Origin of the sequence: Desulfotomaculum sp., assembly GCA_003513005.1 — a bacterium.
Classification (GTDB): Bacteria; Bacillota; Desulfotomaculia; order Desulfotomaculales; family Nap2-2B; genus 46-80.
In genome coordinates this window covers 22,289-40,338 of the sequence record DOTD01000032.1, presented here as the reverse complement: position 1 = coordinate 40,338, position 18,050 = coordinate 22,289, and the positions used below count along the sequence as shown (strand labels likewise).

The window sequence follows — 18,050 nt, the reverse complement described above, 5'->3', positions numbered from 1 at the left end:
ACAAGAATCAGTATTAAAATTTCCACGGACAAATCTTCTTCTCCAGCCAATCCAAAATTATGTATAGAACAAATCCCAGAAGACTCATTGCTATTACTCCGGCATACATCTCGTTGTATGCCAGGCGTGACCATGAATCCATCAGATAAAACCCTATGCCTTCGCTGCTGGCAAAAGTTTCAGTGATAAACAGAACGGCAATAGCCGCTCCGAGACCTATTCTCAAGGAGGTAAATATTTCGGGAAGGCACGCCGGTAAAATAACGTGCCGGTAAATATCTTTTCGTGAGGCGCCCAGGGATTTTACCGAATAGAGATAAAGTCTTTCCACCGATTTCGCCGCGTCTCGTGTCGTTACCAGTATTTGAAAAAAAATGATTAGGGAAATCAAAAAAATTTTTGCCCAATTACCCAGGCCAAAAAGGGAAAGAACAACCGGCAGAAAAACAATTTTAGGTATCGGGTAGATTAGATAAATTACCGGACCAAGGAAACGGTCAAGATGAGTTTCCCTGCCCAACAGAAGCCCCAAAGGGACTGCCAGCAATGTCGACAGCAAAATGCTTATAACTACGCGAAAAGTACTGAAAAGAAGATTTCTGGAAATGCCGTTGTCAAGTCCCGTTATAAAGGCGTGTATCGCCTGAACGGGGCCGGGTAACGCAAGGTCAGCCATGCAAAGGCTGATCAACTGCCAGAGCAATATTAAAAAAAGAGCAGCTATAAAATAATTGCTGAAACTTTTCACGGAAGGGTTAACATGCATCGTTTATGCCCCGTTCCAGTAATTTCCTTATTTTCAGGCATTGTTCAAAGTAGGCTTGCTGATTGCGATAGCCGATATTGCCTGCAGAACTGTTTTCCAGCACGTTTAAAATTCGTCCCGGACCCGGCGACATGACCAACACCTGCCGTCCTAACAGTACGGCTTCTTCAATGTTGTGAGTTACAAGGATCAGGGACATTTTTGTTTTCCGGCAAATATCAAGCAGCAATTCTTGAAGCGCTTCACGTGTAAGCGCATCAAGAGAAGACAGGGGTTCATCCATGAGCAGAAGCTCAGGCTCCAGCGCCAGCGCGCGGGCGATTGCCACGCGCTGCCGTTGGCCTCCGCTAAGTTGAGCGGGGAAACGGTCTTTAAACTCCCAGATTCCTAAATCTTGCAGTATTTTTACTAAACCTCCCTTTTTTGCCTCGTTTGACATCCCCCTGATATTCAAACCAAGCATTGCGTTATCCCAGACTGTCTTCCAGGGAAGCAAGCCGTAATCCTGCAAAATTAATGCCATCCTGTGTTTTTCAGGGCATAAGACGCGGCCCCTGACTTCCACTTCCGCATCGGTGAACAACCCTGCCAGAATGAATAACAGTGTGCTTTTGCCGCATCCGGACGGTCCTATAACTGTGCATGTCTGCCCCTGTTCCAGGTACAAATCGATGTTTTCCAGCGCGGGTACCAGGGACCCGGACTTTCTATAAGAGACTTGCAGTTCTTCTATATTTACCAGCTCATTTGCCAATAAAACCACCACTTACCATGTCATTATAACTCAACGCTTTCTTTAATAGACCCTTGTCCAGCATCCAGTTAATTGCCCGGTCAAACTGCGCTTGGGTGGGCGTTTCCGGCAAGGAAAAATGAGGTATCCGGTATGTGTCTTTAATCTCTTCCGGAACGCCGGCTTTCTCCGTGAACAGAGCACGGTAGCTTTCCGCATTGGCGTCTATTTCTTTTACGGCTCTGGCATAAGCCTGCAGAGTTCCGGTTACTTCTTTGCTCCGTGATTTTAGTGCTTCTGTATGAAAAATTAAAACAACTTGTGAAATATCTTCTTTACTATTATCCAAAATTACTTTAGCTCCCTTGGATTCCGCATAGGTTGCCAGAGGATCCGGTAAAGTGGCGGCTTTAATTTGATTCTTGAAAAGCATTTCCATGCGCACCGGTATCTTGGGAACAACTATCTTTTTTATTTCGTCAGGCTCAAATCCTTGTTCTTGCAGCAACTGATCAGTGACATATTCGATAATGGAGTTCTGTGAAACACCGATTTCCACTCCTTTTAGCTGTTCTGCTTTGTTAATACCGGAGCCAGGCGCGGCTAGAATGGCAAACCTCCCTTCGCCCGGTTTTATTCCCAGCGTAGTAGTAACAATCTGGTGGTCAACACCGGCATTCTTAAGCAATACCGCAGCTATCAAGTCTGTTATTTCCCCGTCAATCGCCCCGGTCTGAAAAGCACTGTCACGTTCTAAAGCGCTCTGGAAAGGAACCAGTTCTACTTTAACATTTTCCTCTGTAAAATAACCTTTTTCCTGGGCTACGTAAAATGGTAAAGAGTCTTCTACCGGCAGGACACCAATTTTAAGCGGTTTCGCTTGCTCTTTCTTATTATCGCATCCGGTTACCAGCATTATTACGCCGAGAAACAAAACTCCTAACAAAAAAAATATCTTGCTCTTCCGAATCACTTATTCTTTCTCCTCTCCTCTCTTATCTCTTACTAATCTCTTACTAATCTCTTACTAATCTCTTACTAATCTCTTACTAATCTCTTACTAATCTCTTACTAATCTCTTACTAATCTCTTACTAATCTCTTACTAATAACCAACTTGCCAGATCGATCCGCGCTGTATGTTAAGTATCTCCCCATGCTTCATAAAGCTGATGGTTCAGCCCCAATTGGTCCATTACCCTGCCGGCAATAAAATCGACAAGTTCGGTTATTGTCCGGGGCTTCGTATAGAATGCGGGCATAGCCGGAAGGATCGTAACCCCCATCCTGGAAAGCGATAAAAGATTCTGTAAATGAATTTGATTCAAGGGCGTTTCCCGCGGGACAAGTACAAGCGGACGTTTTTCCTTTAATATTACATCCGCTGAACGCTCAACTAAATTCCGGGCGAGGCCATGAGCAATACCGGCTACCGTGGCCATACTGCAGGGGACGACTATCATTCCGTCACTTTTGACTGATCCGCTGGCGATTACTGCTGTAAGGTCATGGTAATCAAGATAATTGATCTTCTGTGACCGTCCGGGTCCCAGGCGCCGGGTTATAGCTTCCCGCTGTTCTGAGATATCCCCGTTGATTTTCCAACCCATCTCAAAAGCCATCACCTGTTTTGCAGGGTCGGTAATCAAAAGATAAAGAGAATGTCCCTGATCGGCCAAAACCTCAACAAGACGCCAGCCGTATATACAACCGCTCGCGCCGCTGATGGCTACTATATACCGTCCGATATCATTTCCCCCCTCTCCCTATCACATAAATATTGCTAAAAATACAGCAACAAATAAAATAATGCTAATGGTTCCGTTTACATTAAAGAAAGCCAGGTTCACTTTGCTTAAATCTTCAGGGCTGGCGAGATAATGCTCGTAATGCAGCAATACAGCGGTAATCAATACACCTGCCGCATAAAAATAATCCAACCGTAAATAGATTCCCAAAACAATAAGCAAAACAACCACCATAACGTGCGATAAGCGGGCAATTATCAGCGCATTTTTTATGCCAAACCTGGCCGGTATCGAACATAACCCTTCTTTGCGGTCAAAATCGTAGTCAAGGGTCGCGTAAATAATATCAAATCCCGCAACCCAGAAACAGACAATTAGTCCAAGCAGTATTGTTGCCGGATGAATTTTGCCGGTGATCGCGATCCAGCCCCCCATCGGAGCGCAGCCGATTGCCATCCCCAATACAAAATGGCTGAGCCAGGTAAACCTTTTCGTGTAGGGATAAATTACAAGTAATAAGACAAAAGGCAGCAGCTTCACGCAAAGCGGATTGAGCTGCGCCGCAGCAAAAATAAGCAGTCCCAGCGAAACGATAATTAAGAGCAGAACATCAGTACTTGTAACCAATCTCATAGGCAAGTGCCGCCCAGCTGTTCGAGGGTTACGCGAGTCAATCTGCCAATCAATTAACCGGTTGAAAGCCATAGCTGAACTGCGGGCTCCAACCATAGCTACAGTTATCCAAAATATTTTAGAACCGGCCGGCCAACCCTGCGCCGCCAGGAATGAGCCCATATATGAAAATGGCAGGGCAAAAATCGTATGTTCCCACTTGATAAGTTCAGCCAGTTTGCGCAGCTTAGTCCAGGCCATAAGCAGTCCACCTCTGATTGACCAAGTTTTTTATCTCCCCGCTCATAATGATATCGTCCGGCCAGGGTCTGCGATGTCCTTCTTCCGGCCATTTTTTAGTAGCGTCTATTCCCATCTTGGAACCATAGTTAGGAATCGGCGAAGCGTGGTCAAGCACGTCCAGCGGGCCATCCACGATTACGACATCCCGACGGGCGTCTATATTGTTATATACCTTCCACCACACAGTCGCCATATCCTGAACGTCGACAGAGTCATCAACCACAATTATCATTTTAGTAAACATCATATAACCCATACCCCAAAGCGCATTCATAACTTTTTTTGCATGTCCCGGGTATTGTTTTTTGATGGACACCACGGCACAGTTATGAAATACACCCTCTATAGGAAGGTTAAGATCCTTCATTTCCGGCAGCTGCAGCTGCAGCAGAGGTAAAAAGATACGTTCAGTAGTCTTGCCTAGATAACAGTCCTCCATCGGCGGCCGTCCAACTATTGTCGCCGGATAAACAGGTTCGCGACGTCTGGTCAGGCACGTTAAATGGAAGACCGGGTAAAAATCTTCCGCTGAATAATAACCCGTATGATCTCCGAATGGTCCCTCGAGGCGTTTTTCCAAGAGGTCAACATAACCTTCAAGGATAAATTCGGCCTGAGCCGGCACCGACAGGTCTACAGTCCGGCAGCGGACCATTTCCACCGGCTCACTGCGTAAAAAGCCGGCAAAAAGCATTTCGTCAAAACCCCTGGGTAAAGGCGCAGTAGCCGCATAAATGGTCGCCGGGTCTCCTCCAAGAGCGACCGCTACCTCCATTTTACCGCTCCCCTGCTGTAAATGCTGCGAAAAATGATAAGCGCCGTCTTTATGAAGATGCCAGTGCATACCTGTGGTTTTCCCGTCAAAAACTTGCATGCGGTACATTCCCACATTTTGCTTTTTTGTAACCGGATCTTTTGTAAAAACCAGCGGAAGGGTGATAAACCGCCCTCCATCACCGGGCCAGCACTTTAAAACAGGAAGTACGTTCAAATCCGGATTGTCATTTTCCACTATTTCCTGACAGGGCGCCTTCTTTACCGATACCGGATAATAAGAAGCGAGTTTACTTAGCTTTGGAAGAGCCATAAGTTTACTGATGATACCATCCATGTCAGGAGGTTGCAGCATTTGACGGATCCTCTCTCCCATTTCATCCAGAATGTCAACTTCAAGAGCCAGGCACATCCGTTCCATGCTCCCAAAAGCATTGATTATTACCGGATAAGGGGAACCTTGAACATTTTCAAAAAAGAGAGCCGGCCCGCCGGTCTTGGAAATCCTATCGGTTATTTCAGTAATTTCCAGCTCTGAATTAACCGTAGTCTTAATTCGTTTTAATAAACTTCTTTGTTCCAAAACATTTATAAAATCTCTTAAGTCTTTATAGGCCATTTGGTCGTCCTTCTTTTTTAATACTCCTGAGGCGCTTTATTAAACATCTTTTTTGAGGATTTTCGCCAGTTCTTTTTGGTTTCAAATAATCATTTTTTATTATAACTTTCAACACGGAAACATACAAATGGAAATGGCTGCAGGCCCATGTTAATAATCTTCCCATGGTTATCAGACCCTGTCAAGGAATAATGCCGGATGAAGTCATAGATTGTCGTTAAGGTGACTGGCCGGGATGCTGTTTGGAATTTACATCCACGCCGCTAGAACGGTGTTTTAAGATTTTAGGCTGTAATAGACCTTTTTCGGCGTTGCAGTGTCCGGCTGGCATTCAATACAGCCAGGAATGTTACGCCTACATCAGCAAAAACAGCTTCCCAGATACTGGCCAGGCCGATAGTACCAAGCAAAATAAAAAAGGCTTTAACTGTTAATGCCATGCAGATATTTTGCCGAACAATTCGTCGTGTTCTTCTGGCGATTACCACCGCCTTTGCCAACTTGGAAGGAGCATTCTCCATCAGAACTACATCTGCGGCTTCAACCACCGCATCACTGCCCAATCCGCCCATTGCCACTCCAATATCGGCCCTGGTAATAACGGGTGCATCATTAATGCCATCACCGACAAAAACCAGTTTTTGTTTTTCCCGATGCTTTATCTCCTTTTCCAATTCTTCAACCATCTCAACCTTACCTTCAGGCAGTAATTCCGCAAAATACTCATCAATTCCTATTTCCTGACTGACCTTTTCTGCCACTGTTTTATCATCACCGGAAAGCATTACAGTTTTCCTAATCCCTAGCTGCTTTAAACGACTGATTGCCTCTTTTGCATCGGGTTTTAATTCATCAGATATAACTATATACCCGGCATAAACCCCATCAATGGCTACATAAACAATAGTTCCTGCAACATCACAATCTTCATGGATTATATTTTCCTTGTGCATCAGCCGGTCATTTCCCGCCAGAACCCAGTTCCCATTTACACAGGCGCTGATTCCGTGGGCAGCAATTTCACGGTAATCCTTAACCTGGTCATCTGTTATTTCTTTCCCGGTCTTCTCCTTATACGCAGCGAAGATTGATTGAGCAATGGGGTGATTGCTGTATATTTCCGCTCCGGCTGCTGCCGACAGGATTTCTTCCGGGGTAATGTGATTTTTGGATACGATCTGGGTTACCCGAAAAACCCCTTTGGTCAAGGTACCAGTCTTATCAAAGACAACCGTATCCAATTCCGCCAGGGCATCTATATAATTAGCTCCCTTAACCAGGATTCCGTTTTTCGAGGCAGCTCCAATTCCACCAAAATAGCCCAACGGGATAGAAACCATCAGCGCACAAGGACAGGAAATAACCAATAGTACCAGCGCCCGGTAAATCCATTCACTGAATGCTGCTCCCGGGACTAACAACGGCGGAATAATTGCAATCAATGCGGCTGCCCCGACAACGATAGGGGTGTAGAAGTTTGCAAATTTGGTTATAAACTGTTCAGTGGGAGCTTTTCTCTCACTGGCTTTTTCGACCAATTCCAAGATCCTGGCCACCGACGATTCTTTAAACGGTTTGGAGACCATGACCGTGAGAAGTCCCTGACCATTGATCATTCCTGATAAGATATTCCCGCCAATCTCAACCTTGCGCGGAACAGATTCTCCGGTTAAGGCTGAGGTGTCTACGAATGATGTCCCGTCAATAATCTGGCCATCCAAGGGAACTTTTTCACCAGGTTTAATTATTATTATCTGGCCTATCTCAATTTCTTCAGGTCTTACTTGACGTATTCCCCCATTTTCTTTGAGATTGGCATATTCCGGCTGAGTATTAAGCAAAGCGGTGATAGATTGCCGTGAGTGATCGACCGCCCGGTCCTGCAAGTATTCCCCAACCGCATAAAAAAGCATCACACCCACTGCCTCCGGCAATTGGTAGATCGCTATGGCCCCGCCGGTAGAAATAGTCATCAAGAAATTCTCATCGAATAACTCTCCGCCTACCGCTTTTCTAAAAGCGGCTAGAATAACCGGCCAACCAACAAGGAGATAAGCCGGAATTAAAACAGCATACTCAGCCCAAGAAAAAGGCGTATTATGCAGTGATTGGTTAAATATTAATCCAATGGCAAATAGTAAACCTGCTCCGATAATTATCCAAAGACTATTATGTTCTTCAGCTTCCTCTGCTGATGAAGAAGACTGTGACCTTTCAGCTTTTTGCAGTTTAACTTCCGGTTCTACCCGTTTAATGACGGCACAGGCTTCTTCGGCAAATATTTCCGGCAGTTCGACGCTCAATGTATTAAAGTTGATAGTTATATTCTCCAAACCATTTACTTTACGAAGTTCCCGCTCCAGTTTCGCGGCGCAGTTCGGGCAGTCCAGTCCTACCAAAGAATAACGCATATCCGTTCCTTCTTTCTTTCATGTTTAGTCTAATTAACAATTAATGATTCCACTGCTAGATGATTGGACTACTCGGATCAGATTTGTTATATTTCCCGCTACCAACGGCTTAGCCGTAGTATTCATGTATGTTCCTTCCCTCTGAATAAATTGCCTTCCTTCAGCTTCTATAATTCTTTCTAATCCCAGTCTTATTCCTCAGTAAGTCTTATTCGTTTATCTTGACACAAGGGGACACAAGGGGACGGTTCTTCTGTGTCAATATCTAAGCCTTTCTGACAATGTGGAATGGTAAGCCGGTTATCCTGCATATTTGCCGCAGGCTTAATCCATCATTTTTTATGCGACTTAATATTTTATTTCGTTTATCCTGGTCCATCGTCTGTAAAGCCGTTAACGGTTCACCATTCATTATTCTCTTGGTGATTTTATATGCTTCGCTCTCGCTGATTCGTTTGATCTCATTGCAATCCAGGCAGTGGTCTTCGTTACCCTCTTCTGTGAAATTTTGAAGTCCTTCAATTGCCTTTTTCTTCTCATTATGTATAATGCTTAAGATTTGACTGGTATCAGGAAATATGGCAATATTTCGATCCGCTTTATAATAAGCAGCGCAACTGCTCCATTCATATTCCTCTGGTTTGCTGGTGATGGATGCTTTGACGGGATTTTGGTGGATGTAGCGAATGACTGTCAGTAGGTATGCGTCGTCCTCTACGCATTCACTCTTAAAGCGATCTTGAAATACGTGCCCAATTCTTTCGTATTTCCAGTTGTACCAGTAGGCGTAACTTATATCCAATCGTTTCATAAACACTGATATATTACCGTAGTCTTCTCTTAACAATAAATGAATGTGATTGGTCATAAAGCAATACCCGAGTATGCTTACCCCGCTTTCCAGAGATATCTTTTTTGTAGTTTCCAGGTATCTCTGAAAATCTTCTTCTTCGTGAAAAATATCCTGCTGGCCGATTCCTCGTACCATAACATGGTAGATTCCTGTTTCACTCTTCTCTCTTGGCTCCCTGGACATTCCTTCCCGCCCCTTCTCCCTTTTCTCTGATTCTACCATGCATTTTCCCCTTGACACAAGAGTACCGTCCCCCTGTGTTCCCGTCCCCCTGTGTTCTAGAGTACCGTCCCCCTGTGTTCTGTGTTCTTTCTGCATTTATAATTTATAAGCCCGTCTTTCTTTTTATAGGCATGGCTATAAAAGAAAAACGGGCTCTTTTTTTTATATAGTCAATTTTTAAAAGGCTTACTCTTATAGTTCCAGCTTCTTCGGGTTACGATACTTGCCATAGCAAGAAAGAGTAGTAAAATATTTAATTTTTCCATAGCTGGTACCCGCTGAGTTGGTTGCGTAAGCTTTATAGTAGTAGGTTCTGGAGCAGGTAAGCCCTGTTAGAACATTGTTAAAGCTAAAGGGGGTGCTGCCGGGACTGGTTACACCAACTTCAAAACGGTTGGTTAAAGATGTCGGACTGGTCCCCCAATAAAAGCCGTAGCTGTCGACAGGCGATCCGCCGATGGCATTGATGACGCCGTTTAAAGCAGCGGAAGTCTTGGTTATACCGGTGGCATTATTGGTTGTCACAGTCGGTGGGATATTCTTGAGCGTAGTAAATCTTTTTATGGTAGTATTTGTGCTTTGACCACCGGTGTTGTGCGCATAGGCCTTAAAATAGTAGGTTTTGTTGGAATTAAGTCCTGTCAGAACATTGTTAAAGTTAAAAGGGGTGCTGCCGGGACTGGTTACACCAACTTCAAAACGGTTTGTTAAAGATGTCGGACTGGTCCCCCAGTCGAAACCGTAGCTGTCGACAGGCGATCCGCCGACGGCGGTGATAACCCCGTTTAAAGTGGCGGAGGTCTGGGTTATACCGGTGGCGGCATTGGTGGTCACGGCCGGTGGGTTATTCTTTAGCGTAGTGAAGTTTTTTACAGTGGTATTGGTACTTTGGCCGCCGGCATTGTGCGCATAGGCCTTAAAATAGTAGGTTTTGTTGGAATTAAGTCCTGTCAGAACATTGTTAAAGTTAAAAGGGGTGCTGCCGGGACTGGTTACACCAACTTCAAAACGGTTTGTTAAAGATGTCGGACTGGTCCCCCAGTCGAAACCGTAGCTGTCGACAGGAGACCCGCCGACGGCGGTGATGACCCCGTTTAAGGTGGCGGAGGTCTGGGTTATACCGGTGGCGGCATTGGTGGTCACGGCCGGGGGGTTATTCTTTAGCGTAGTGAAGTTTTTTACAGTGGTATTGGTACTTTGGCCGCCGGTGTTGTGCGCATAAGCCTTAAAATAGTATGTTTTGTCAGAAGCAAGTCCTGTCAGAACATTGTTAAAGCTAAAGGGTGTGCTGCCGGGACTGGTTGAGCCAACTTCTATATGGTTGGTTAATGAAAACGGACTTATCCCCCAGTCAAAACCGTAGCTGTCGACAGGCGATCCGCCGACGGCGGTGATAACCCCGTTTAAAGTGGCGGAGGTCTGGGTTATACCGGTGGCGGCATTGGTTGTCACGGTCGGAACAGTAGGAACAGCAGTAGATTCAGTAAATGCTTTTATGCAAAAATTAGTTTTTCCAATAGCTGATGTCAAGTCTGTCCAGGAATATCCATTTATACTGTAAAAACTCTGTCCGGAACTGGCTGTAGCCGTACTGCTATAGCCGGAATAAGGCTTTTCAATTGCGTGTTGGTATGGGTAGCCGTTAAGATTTGTTAGTTTGATTACTATTGAAAACTTTTCGCCATTTGAAATTAAAACAGGAGAATTTAATTCTACTGTATGATAACCCGCAACATTTATCGATCCGGTTTTTGTTCCAGCTAATATTCCAGTTGTAGGAGCAGATGCAACGTTCTTATAAACACTTGCTTCATAATTCACGTTGCTATCCAGCGTATAAAAACTTACTGCTTTAATTTGCCCTTGCGCTCTCGCGGTGAAGACGTTTGCTCCCCATAAGTATGGAGTATAGCTGGCGCCTATCAGTTCCGAGCAGCCAAGGGGATCGTATTGATATATATCATCATAATTCGTAGTTGATTCCGCACTATAGAATCCCGCATTCTCATAACCACAGTTGCTGTCTTCATAGGAGATGTAAAAATAACCTCCGTCTCCCCAGCCTGGTCCCCAACTATTTTTCAGAATAAATGCGCCATTGGCGGACGGTGTATAAGGCGCAAAATTCCCCAGCGGGTAATTGTCATCCCAGCCAACTATTGCTACTTCATGGTTGGAATAATAGCCTTCGTAAGGGAAATAGTATGCGTTGTTTGCATAGTTAAAACAAGAATCGTCATAGTAAAAACTTGTAGCCAATGCGCCATGATTCATGATCGCATCTTTTATTTCAGCAATAGTGTAAGGAAATATAACTTCCTGGACATGTTTTTGGGCTGAGACCCCGTTTGGAGACAAACAACTGCTATAGTCATAGGGATCGTCTGCTTCCAGGACAGGTCCACTCCACCTCGACAGGTAAGCTATAGACATCCAATCATTACCGCCATCACAGCAGCCTGGATCAAATCCATTCGTGTTCTTCAGGTTGTTTTCTGAAAAATCCCATGTTTCCGAGGGAAGAAGCGCTGATTCAAGTGAAGCGTATGCGCCGAATGTCCAACAGCTCCCGCATTGGCCCTGGTCTCTCACATCTGTAACTTTCCCCGTGTCGCGCAGGTCATATCTTGCTGGATATGCTGCTAATGCTTTGCTGCTTTTTAGAGTGCTGGCCCTTTTCTCAACCTTATATAGGAAAGGAGAAGGGATACGGCCAAGAGGGTACACCTTTTCTGTAACAGTTTTTATTTTTCTGGAATTATCATTATTTACATACTGAGCAAAAGCAGGATTAGTTGGCGCAATAGAAAGTTCTTGTTCATCTTGAGCAAAACCGGACGCCGGTAAAAAAAGCAATAAAAAAGACAGTATAAAAAACTTAAGAGTGATAAACGCAATTACTTTTGTAAAACTGGCTCTATTCCTGGTATAGTTCAAACCGATCATTTCCTTTCTTGTCTATATTTCTTTTCTTGTTTTAAAGCGCTTGTTTTATTTTTTTATTTCCCACATCCTTCCATATTCTTTAACCACACTATTTGCTGCGGTTCAATTCCAACCTGCAAAGAAGTGAATTACAAAGAAGTGAATTAAAAACTTCTTTTTTCCTTGTGCAGTTTCATAAAATTTTTTATTACATTTATTCAACTGACTATTTTATTAATTTTTAGAACTTTTATGTTGATTTCGACTCATAAATCTTCTTTTTTATTATTCTTTGTCTAGAATAATTTTCCTGCAGAACATCATTAGTTCCATAAACACAAAAATTGATGCGCAAACACATGAACTTGAAAAAGCTATACCAGTTGTATCAAAATTGACTTGGAGAACAATTCTATTCGCCAGCGTTTTCTATAAACTGCCATACTTCTGCCACACGTTTTAAGGTTGCCGGGCAGAGGGGCGTCACGACAAGCGGCGCTTTAGGACAGGGCAAATCATATATATTTATCGGTCAGCTTTTGAGAATCTTAAGAGGTTTTAAACATTTTTTTGAAATTTTTATACAGGCTCTTATTTTCAAATATACAAGAAATATACATTATTATTTTTTACTTGCAATAAAGGAAAAAAGTTAATAAAATAATAGCGCTTGACCGACCGTTCGTTCAATTAAGAAACCATTAAAATACATTTCTTATTTATTTCTGGAAGTGATTATTATAAATAAAAGAAGCAAAGAAAATTATCCGGCTGCAGTGAAGAGATAATAAACAAACGTTGGTATTCTTGCAGGATATTCATCTGCTGGTTGGTTAGCTTAGAATAAGAAGTGGTTTTTCAGGGGAAGGGGAGGATAAAAAGAATAATGAAAATAAGCCGGAAAATAATTTTAATACCAATAATTATAATAGTTTTGGCAGCCGGAGCATTTTGGGCTTTTAAAATGGTGACAGCCAAGAAGACACCTGCGCCGGCATCTGCGGGCAACAAGGTCTATGTCGAGGCGCAGCAGGCAAAGACTGTTAAAAATGCTTCCGTTTTATCGTTTAAAGCTACTCTGGAACCTGAGGAAGAGGGAATTGTCAGCAGCAAAATAAGCGGAAAAGTCGTCCAGATCCTGTTTGATAACGGCAGAAAAGTGACGCAGGGCGCACCTATGGTTATGCTAGACGATCAGGATCTTGCAAACCAGTTGAAGTCCGCTCAAACCAATTTACAGAAACTGGAGCTTAACCTGGATTTATCCCAACGCAACTATGACAGGATTAAGCAGCTTTATGACAACAGCGCTGTATCCAAATCCGATTTTGAAAACGCGGAAGCAGCCCTGAAGACGGCCAAGGTTGATTTGGAATCGGCCAGGATTAATATTGAAATTCTTCAGGACACTCTGGAAGACACTGTCGTCAGATCCCCTATAAGCGGCGCAGTGGATGAAAAAGAAGTCGTCCTCGGCCAGTTTGTTTCTCCCAGTAATGTTCTGGCCAAGGTTAAGAACACTGCCTCGCTGTACGCCGTAATCCAAGTAAAACAAAGTGACCTGGACAAAGTAAAAGCAGGATCAAAAGCCACCGTGAAGCTTTCCAGGGAGGATACCAAAGGATATCAAGGCGTCGTCAAAACAATTGATATCGCGGCAGATGTCTCGGCGCGGGTATTTGACTGCAAGGTCCAGGTTGGTAATGAAGCAGGAAAGCTTCATCCCGGTGAATTTGCTTATGTTGAAATACCGGTTGACGAGACTGTGGAAAAAGTCGTCATCCCGATGAAAGCGCTGACCGGCGCCGAAGGCAATTACTCTGTATTCACCATTGAAAATAGTGTCGCCCGCAAACACGCCGTAACAATCGGAGAGACTCAAAATAATCTGGCCGAGGTCATCTCCGGATTGAAAGCAGGCGAAAAAGTAATTGTCACCAATCTTAACATGCTGCAGGACGGGGATGAGGTTTCTGTAAGCGGACAGGGGGAATAAAGAGATGAGCCTGACCGATGTCAGCTTAAAACGCCCTGTTTTTGCCTTCGTTGTAATTATCGCACTTGTCGCCCTGGGCATAGTCGGACTTCTTGGGCTATCCATCAACGATATGCCCGAAGTTGATATACCTTATATGGGTGTAAGCGTTTCCCTGCCGGGCGCCTCTCCGGATCAGGTCGAGTCCAAGATAACCAAAAAAGTCGAAGAAACAATCGGGCAAATATCCGGAGTCAAGCACATAACAAGCACCGTCAGTGAAGGGTACTCTTTTACTTTTATTGAATTTACCCTGGAAAAACCGCAGGAAGAGGCCTCGCAGGATGTCCGCACAAAGCTGGACGCCATCCGCGGCACGCTTCCCCAGGATATTGACGAGCCGGTTATTACAAAATTCGATATAGACGCGAGGCCGATTTTATCTCTGGTAGTCACGGGAAAACAGCAAAACAATGATTTATCCGAGCTGGTGGATGACACAATCACCAAAAGACTGAATACAGTCAGCGGGGTTGGGTCAATAGATGTCTACGGAGACAAAAAACGTGAAATTCAAATCAGGCTGGACAAGGAAAAACTGGCCGCTCTGAACCTCACCACAGCGGAAGTGTTGAGCGGCTTAAGAAAGGATAACCTTGACATTCCCAGCGGGAAAGTTTCGGACGGCTCCAGGGAAATCACCTTAAGAACCTACAGCTCAATCAAGAACGTTAACGACTTCAATGATATCCTGCTGGCAACCCGCAACGGCTCAGAGATCCGTGTGCGGGATGTGGCGGAAGTTGTCGACGGCTTTAAGGATCAAACAAGTTTATCCTATTACGAAGGCAAAGAATGTATCGGAATAGACATCGTCAAGCAGTCCGGCGCCAACACCGTAGCCGTATCCGACAACCTCAAAAAAGAATTAGCAAGTATTGAAAGCGCTCTGCCTGCCGGGGTAAAAATTCACATTGTCAACGACAATTCCAAGGACATCCGCGAATCGGTCAGGAATGTTGAAAAGACCATGATTGAGGGATGCATTCTGGCAGTCATAATAGTATTCCTGTTTTTACGGAGATTGGGAAGCACAGCGATCAGCGCAATCTCCCTGCCGACTTCGATTATTACTACCTTCGCCATCCTCAAGTTCATGAATTTTACCTTGAATTTTATAACTCTGGGGGCCCTTTCGCTGGCTGTCGGGCTCTTGATCGATGATTCCATAGTCGTCATCGAAAATATCGTCCGGCACATCCGCATGGGGAAAACCCCGTTGCAGGCAGCAAAGGAAGCCACCAGCGAGATCGGCCTGGCGGTAATGTCCACCACTTTTAGCGTTGTGGCCATTTTCCTGCCGATAGCTATGACGAGCGGATTAATCGGAAGATTCCTTGTCGAATTCGGTCTTACGGTTATCTTCAGTGTACTGGTTTCCCTGTTTGTTTCTTTTACCCTGGCGCCGCTGTTGTCTTCCAGGTATTTGGAGGCGGAAGAAAGCGGCGTTAAGGGGCCTGTAGGAAGGTTTTTGGCCTGGTTTAACCGTTTGTTCGACCTTTTAGCCGGTTATTATCAGAGATTGCTGAGTAAAGTCTTAAACCGCCGCGCTATAACCCTTGCCGTTGTGTCGGTTTTGTTTCTCCTGAGCCTGGCTCTGATTCCGCAAATGGGGACAGGTTTTTCGCCCAACGAGGACAGGGGGTGGATTAATATCAGCGCCGGTCTGGATTCAGGACTGGCTCTTGATGAGGCTGATAAAAAAGCCAGGATTTTTGAAAAGATAGTCCGGAAAAACCCCGAAGTCCGTTATATATATACAACTGTGCAGCCGGACAGTATCAGCCTTGGCATAAAGCTTACGGATAAAGAAGACAGAAAAGAAAGCGCAGATGAAATCGGCGTAAAAATGCGGGAGGAATTAAGAAAGGTTCCCGGGATTGACTTATCGGTAGTGACCTCTCCTTCTGTATCTTTATCCTCGGGCAAGATGATTTCGTATCACATCAAAGGTGATGATTTCAATCAACTCCTGGAATACAGCCAGAAGGCCAAGCAAATCATGAACCATGTTCCCGGCGCAGTAGATGTGGGCCTGAGCTGCAAAGCAGGAAAACCTGAAGAAAGGCTGGATGTTGACCGTGATGTGGCTGCCGATCTGGGAGTTAGTCCCGCGGCGGTAAGCGATACGTTGAACACTTTATACAATGGGGTCGTAGCGGGGCAGTACGAAACTGAAGAAGACCGTTATGATGTCCGTGTCCGGTTAAAAGATGAACAGCGTAAAAACCTGGACAGCCTCGACGGAATATATATACCCAGTTCAAACCCAGGCAGCGGCGGGCTGATGATGATCCCACTTGAACAGGTAACCAGGAAGGTCTTTACAACATCTTCCTCCACTATAAACAGGTATGACAAGTCCAGGGAAATACAGCTTCAGGCAAATTATACCGGTATATCTATGGGAACATTCAGCAATCTTTTTATGAAAAAATTAAACAGTGAACTGAAAACGCCCAAAGGCATCAGCATCGGCGCCGGCGAGGACCAGGCAATGATGATGGAAAGCGCTCTAAGCATGTTACAGGCAATGCTTTTGGGAATACTTTTCATGTTCTTAATTCTGTCCGCGCAGTTTGAAAGCTTCCTCGATCCGCTGGTCATTATGTTCGCCCTGCCTCTTGCCATAATCGGAGCCGTGCTGGCCCTGTTTGTAACCGGCAGCGACCTTACCGTCGTCGGCGGAATAGGCATCATCATGCTTTTAGGGTTGGTATCAAAAAACGCCATCCTGCTGGTGGATTTTATCAAACAGCAGCGCAGCGCCGGTGTGGAACGCAAGGGGGCCATTCTGAATGCCGGCCTGATCCGCCTGCGGCCGATCCTGATGACTACTTTAGCTATGATTTTCGGCATGCTCCCCTCGGCTCTGGCTATGGGAACCGGCTCGGAGATGCGCCAGCCTATGGCTTTCGCTATTATAGGAGGGCTGATCTCATCCACACTTTTAACCCTTCTGATAGTCCCTATAATATACACTGTGGTGGATGACCTGAGAAATTCTGCAAGCAAGAAAAAGAAGCTAAAAGTAGTGGCGAAGGCGGCGGACTGAAGTCACTGAGGCTATTGAAAGAAGATTTTGTTAAAAAGAAAAGGCCAACCTGATCAACCTGATCATGCATGGAATATGTATTTCACGGGAACAGCTTCTGTAATACTAATACAGAAAGGAAAAACAGCATGTTCCAGACCGTTCTTACACCGGCGGCAGGCAAAAGATTAATTGCCAAAGCAATTGCCGTCCACCCTGCGGTGCAAACCGCTCTGCGTTCGGGAACCATCGTAATAATCGCAGGTACAACAAACGGCTATGCTGCCGAGGAAATACTAAACCTGTCCGGCCAGGCGGCAGGATTTAACAGGCGGCGCTTTTTTCGCGGCCTTACACTCCCGCCCGGCATACCTGTAACTGAAACGGGAAGACTTCCGGATGAAACAGGATTCCCCGGCGATGTAGTAATTATGAAGGGTAAATGGCAGCAAAGGAAAACTATTTTTGATATAGTTGACGACATGAAGGAAGGCGACGTTATTTTAAAGGGAGCAAATTCTCTCGACCTGCGGCAAAAACGGGCTGCCATTCTCATCGGTCATCCCAGTGGCGGCACAACAACAGCCGCCCTGCAGTCTGTTATCGGAAGACGCGTACGCCTGCTGCTGCCTGTCGGATTAGAAAAGCGCATCTCAGGCAATCTTGATCAACTGGCAGTAAAGATCAATGCTCCCGGGACCCATGGGCCGCGTCTTCTTCCGGTCCCGGGAGAGGTTATCACCGAAATTGAAGCAATCTCAATTCTCTCCGGGGCAATCGCCGAACTTGTCGCGGGAGGCGGCGTCTCTGGCGCAGAAGGCTCGGTATGGCTTGCTGTCACCGGAGAGACAGAGAAGGAAAAGCTGGCGGAAGAGCTTATCACATCCTTGGCCAACGAACCTGCTTTTACTCTATAAGCAAATACCGGCTGAGTATGTCAACAACCCCGTCCCCGTGGCACGCACCGCGGTACGCGGACTTTCTTCAGCAGGAGAACACGATGAAAAAGAAATTAA

Annotated in this window: 12 protein-coding genes; 3 read left to right on the top strand and 9 right to left on the bottom strand. The window is 45.2% G+C overall.

Annotated features, from left to right (window positions below; genetic code table 11):
* Positions 1 to 13: 13 nt before the first annotated feature.
* The 9 genes from DEH07_03530 to DEH07_03490 all read right to left on the bottom strand — a co-directional run bounded on the left by DEH07_03530 (position 14) and on the right by DEH07_03490 (position 11,986).
* Positions 14 to 766: an ABC transporter permease gene (locus tag DEH07_03530; GenBank protein HBY03611.1), complete on the bottom strand. Its 753-nt coding sequence runs from the start codon at positions 764 to 766 to the stop codon at positions 14 to 16.
* Positions 756 to 1,508, bottom strand: coding sequence for an ABC transporter ATP-binding protein (locus tag DEH07_03525; protein HBY03610.1), 753 nt, complete (start codon positions 1,506 to 1,508; stop codon positions 756 to 758). The genes DEH07_03530 and DEH07_03525 overlap by 11 nt, the downstream gene beginning before the upstream one ends.
* A 1-nt stretch (position 1,509) precedes the next feature.
* Complete coding sequence (locus tag DEH07_03520; protein ID HBY03609.1) at positions 1,510 to 2,472, bottom strand: metal ABC transporter substrate-binding protein; 963 nt, start codon at positions 2,470 to 2,472, stop codon at positions 1,510 to 1,512.
* Between the two features lie 168 nt (positions 2,473 to 2,640).
* Complete coding sequence (locus DEH07_03515) at positions 2,641 to 3,246, bottom strand: aromatic acid decarboxylase (GenBank protein ID HBY03608.1); 606 nt, start codon at positions 3,244 to 3,246, stop codon at positions 2,641 to 2,643.
* Between the two features lie 21 nt (positions 3,247 to 3,267).
* A complete protein-coding gene (locus DEH07_03510) occupies positions 3,268 to 4,119 on the bottom strand; it encodes a 4-hydroxybenzoate octaprenyltransferase (GenBank protein HBY03607.1) in 852 nt (283 codons plus the stop codon).
* Positions 4,106 to 5,554 (bottom strand): menaquinone biosynthesis decarboxylase, encoded by a 1,449-nt coding sequence (locus DEH07_03505; GenBank protein ID HBY03606.1) that lies wholly within the window; start codon positions 5,552 to 5,554, stop codon positions 4,106 to 4,108. Before DEH07_03505 ends, DEH07_03510 begins: the two co-directional genes overlap by 14 nt.
* A 284-nt stretch (positions 5,555 to 5,838) precedes the next feature.
* Positions 5,839 to 7,965, bottom strand: a complete 2,127-nt coding sequence (gene cadA, locus DEH07_03500; protein HBY03605.1) for a cadmium-translocating P-type ATPase — start codon at positions 7,963 to 7,965, stop codon at positions 5,839 to 5,841.
* Positions 7,966 to 8,230: 265 nt separating this feature from the next.
* On the bottom strand, positions 8,231 to 9,136 hold the full coding sequence (locus tag DEH07_03495) for a transposase (GenBank protein ID HBY03604.1): 906 nt from the start codon (positions 9,134 to 9,136) through the stop codon (positions 8,231 to 8,233).
* A 96-nt stretch (positions 9,137 to 9,232) separates the two neighbouring features.
* Positions 9,233 to 11,986 (bottom strand): hypothetical protein, encoded by a 2,754-nt coding sequence (locus DEH07_03490; GenBank protein ID HBY03603.1) that lies wholly within the window; start codon positions 11,984 to 11,986, stop codon positions 9,233 to 9,235.
* An 865-nt stretch (positions 11,987 to 12,851) separates the two neighbouring features.
* Between DEH07_03490 and DEH07_03485 the strand changes: the two genes are divergently transcribed.
* The 3 genes from DEH07_03485 (at position 12,852) to DEH07_03475 (ending at position 17,951) form a co-directional block, all read left to right on the top strand.
* A complete protein-coding gene (locus DEH07_03485) occupies positions 12,852 to 13,961 on the top strand; it encodes an efflux RND transporter periplasmic adaptor subunit (protein ID HBY03602.1) in 1,110 nt (369 codons plus the stop codon).
* A gap of 4 nt (positions 13,962 to 13,965) precedes the next feature.
* Positions 13,966 to 17,055: an AcrB/AcrD/AcrF family protein gene (locus tag DEH07_03480; protein ID HBY03601.1), complete on the top strand. Its 3,090-nt coding sequence runs from the start codon at positions 13,966 to 13,968 to the stop codon at positions 17,053 to 17,055.
* 128 nt (positions 17,056 to 17,183) lie between these two features.
* Positions 17,184 to 17,951 (top strand): hypothetical protein, encoded by a 768-nt coding sequence (locus tag DEH07_03475; protein ID HBY03600.1) that lies wholly within the window; start codon positions 17,184 to 17,186, stop codon positions 17,949 to 17,951.
* Positions 17,952 to 18,050: the final 99 nt, after the last annotated feature.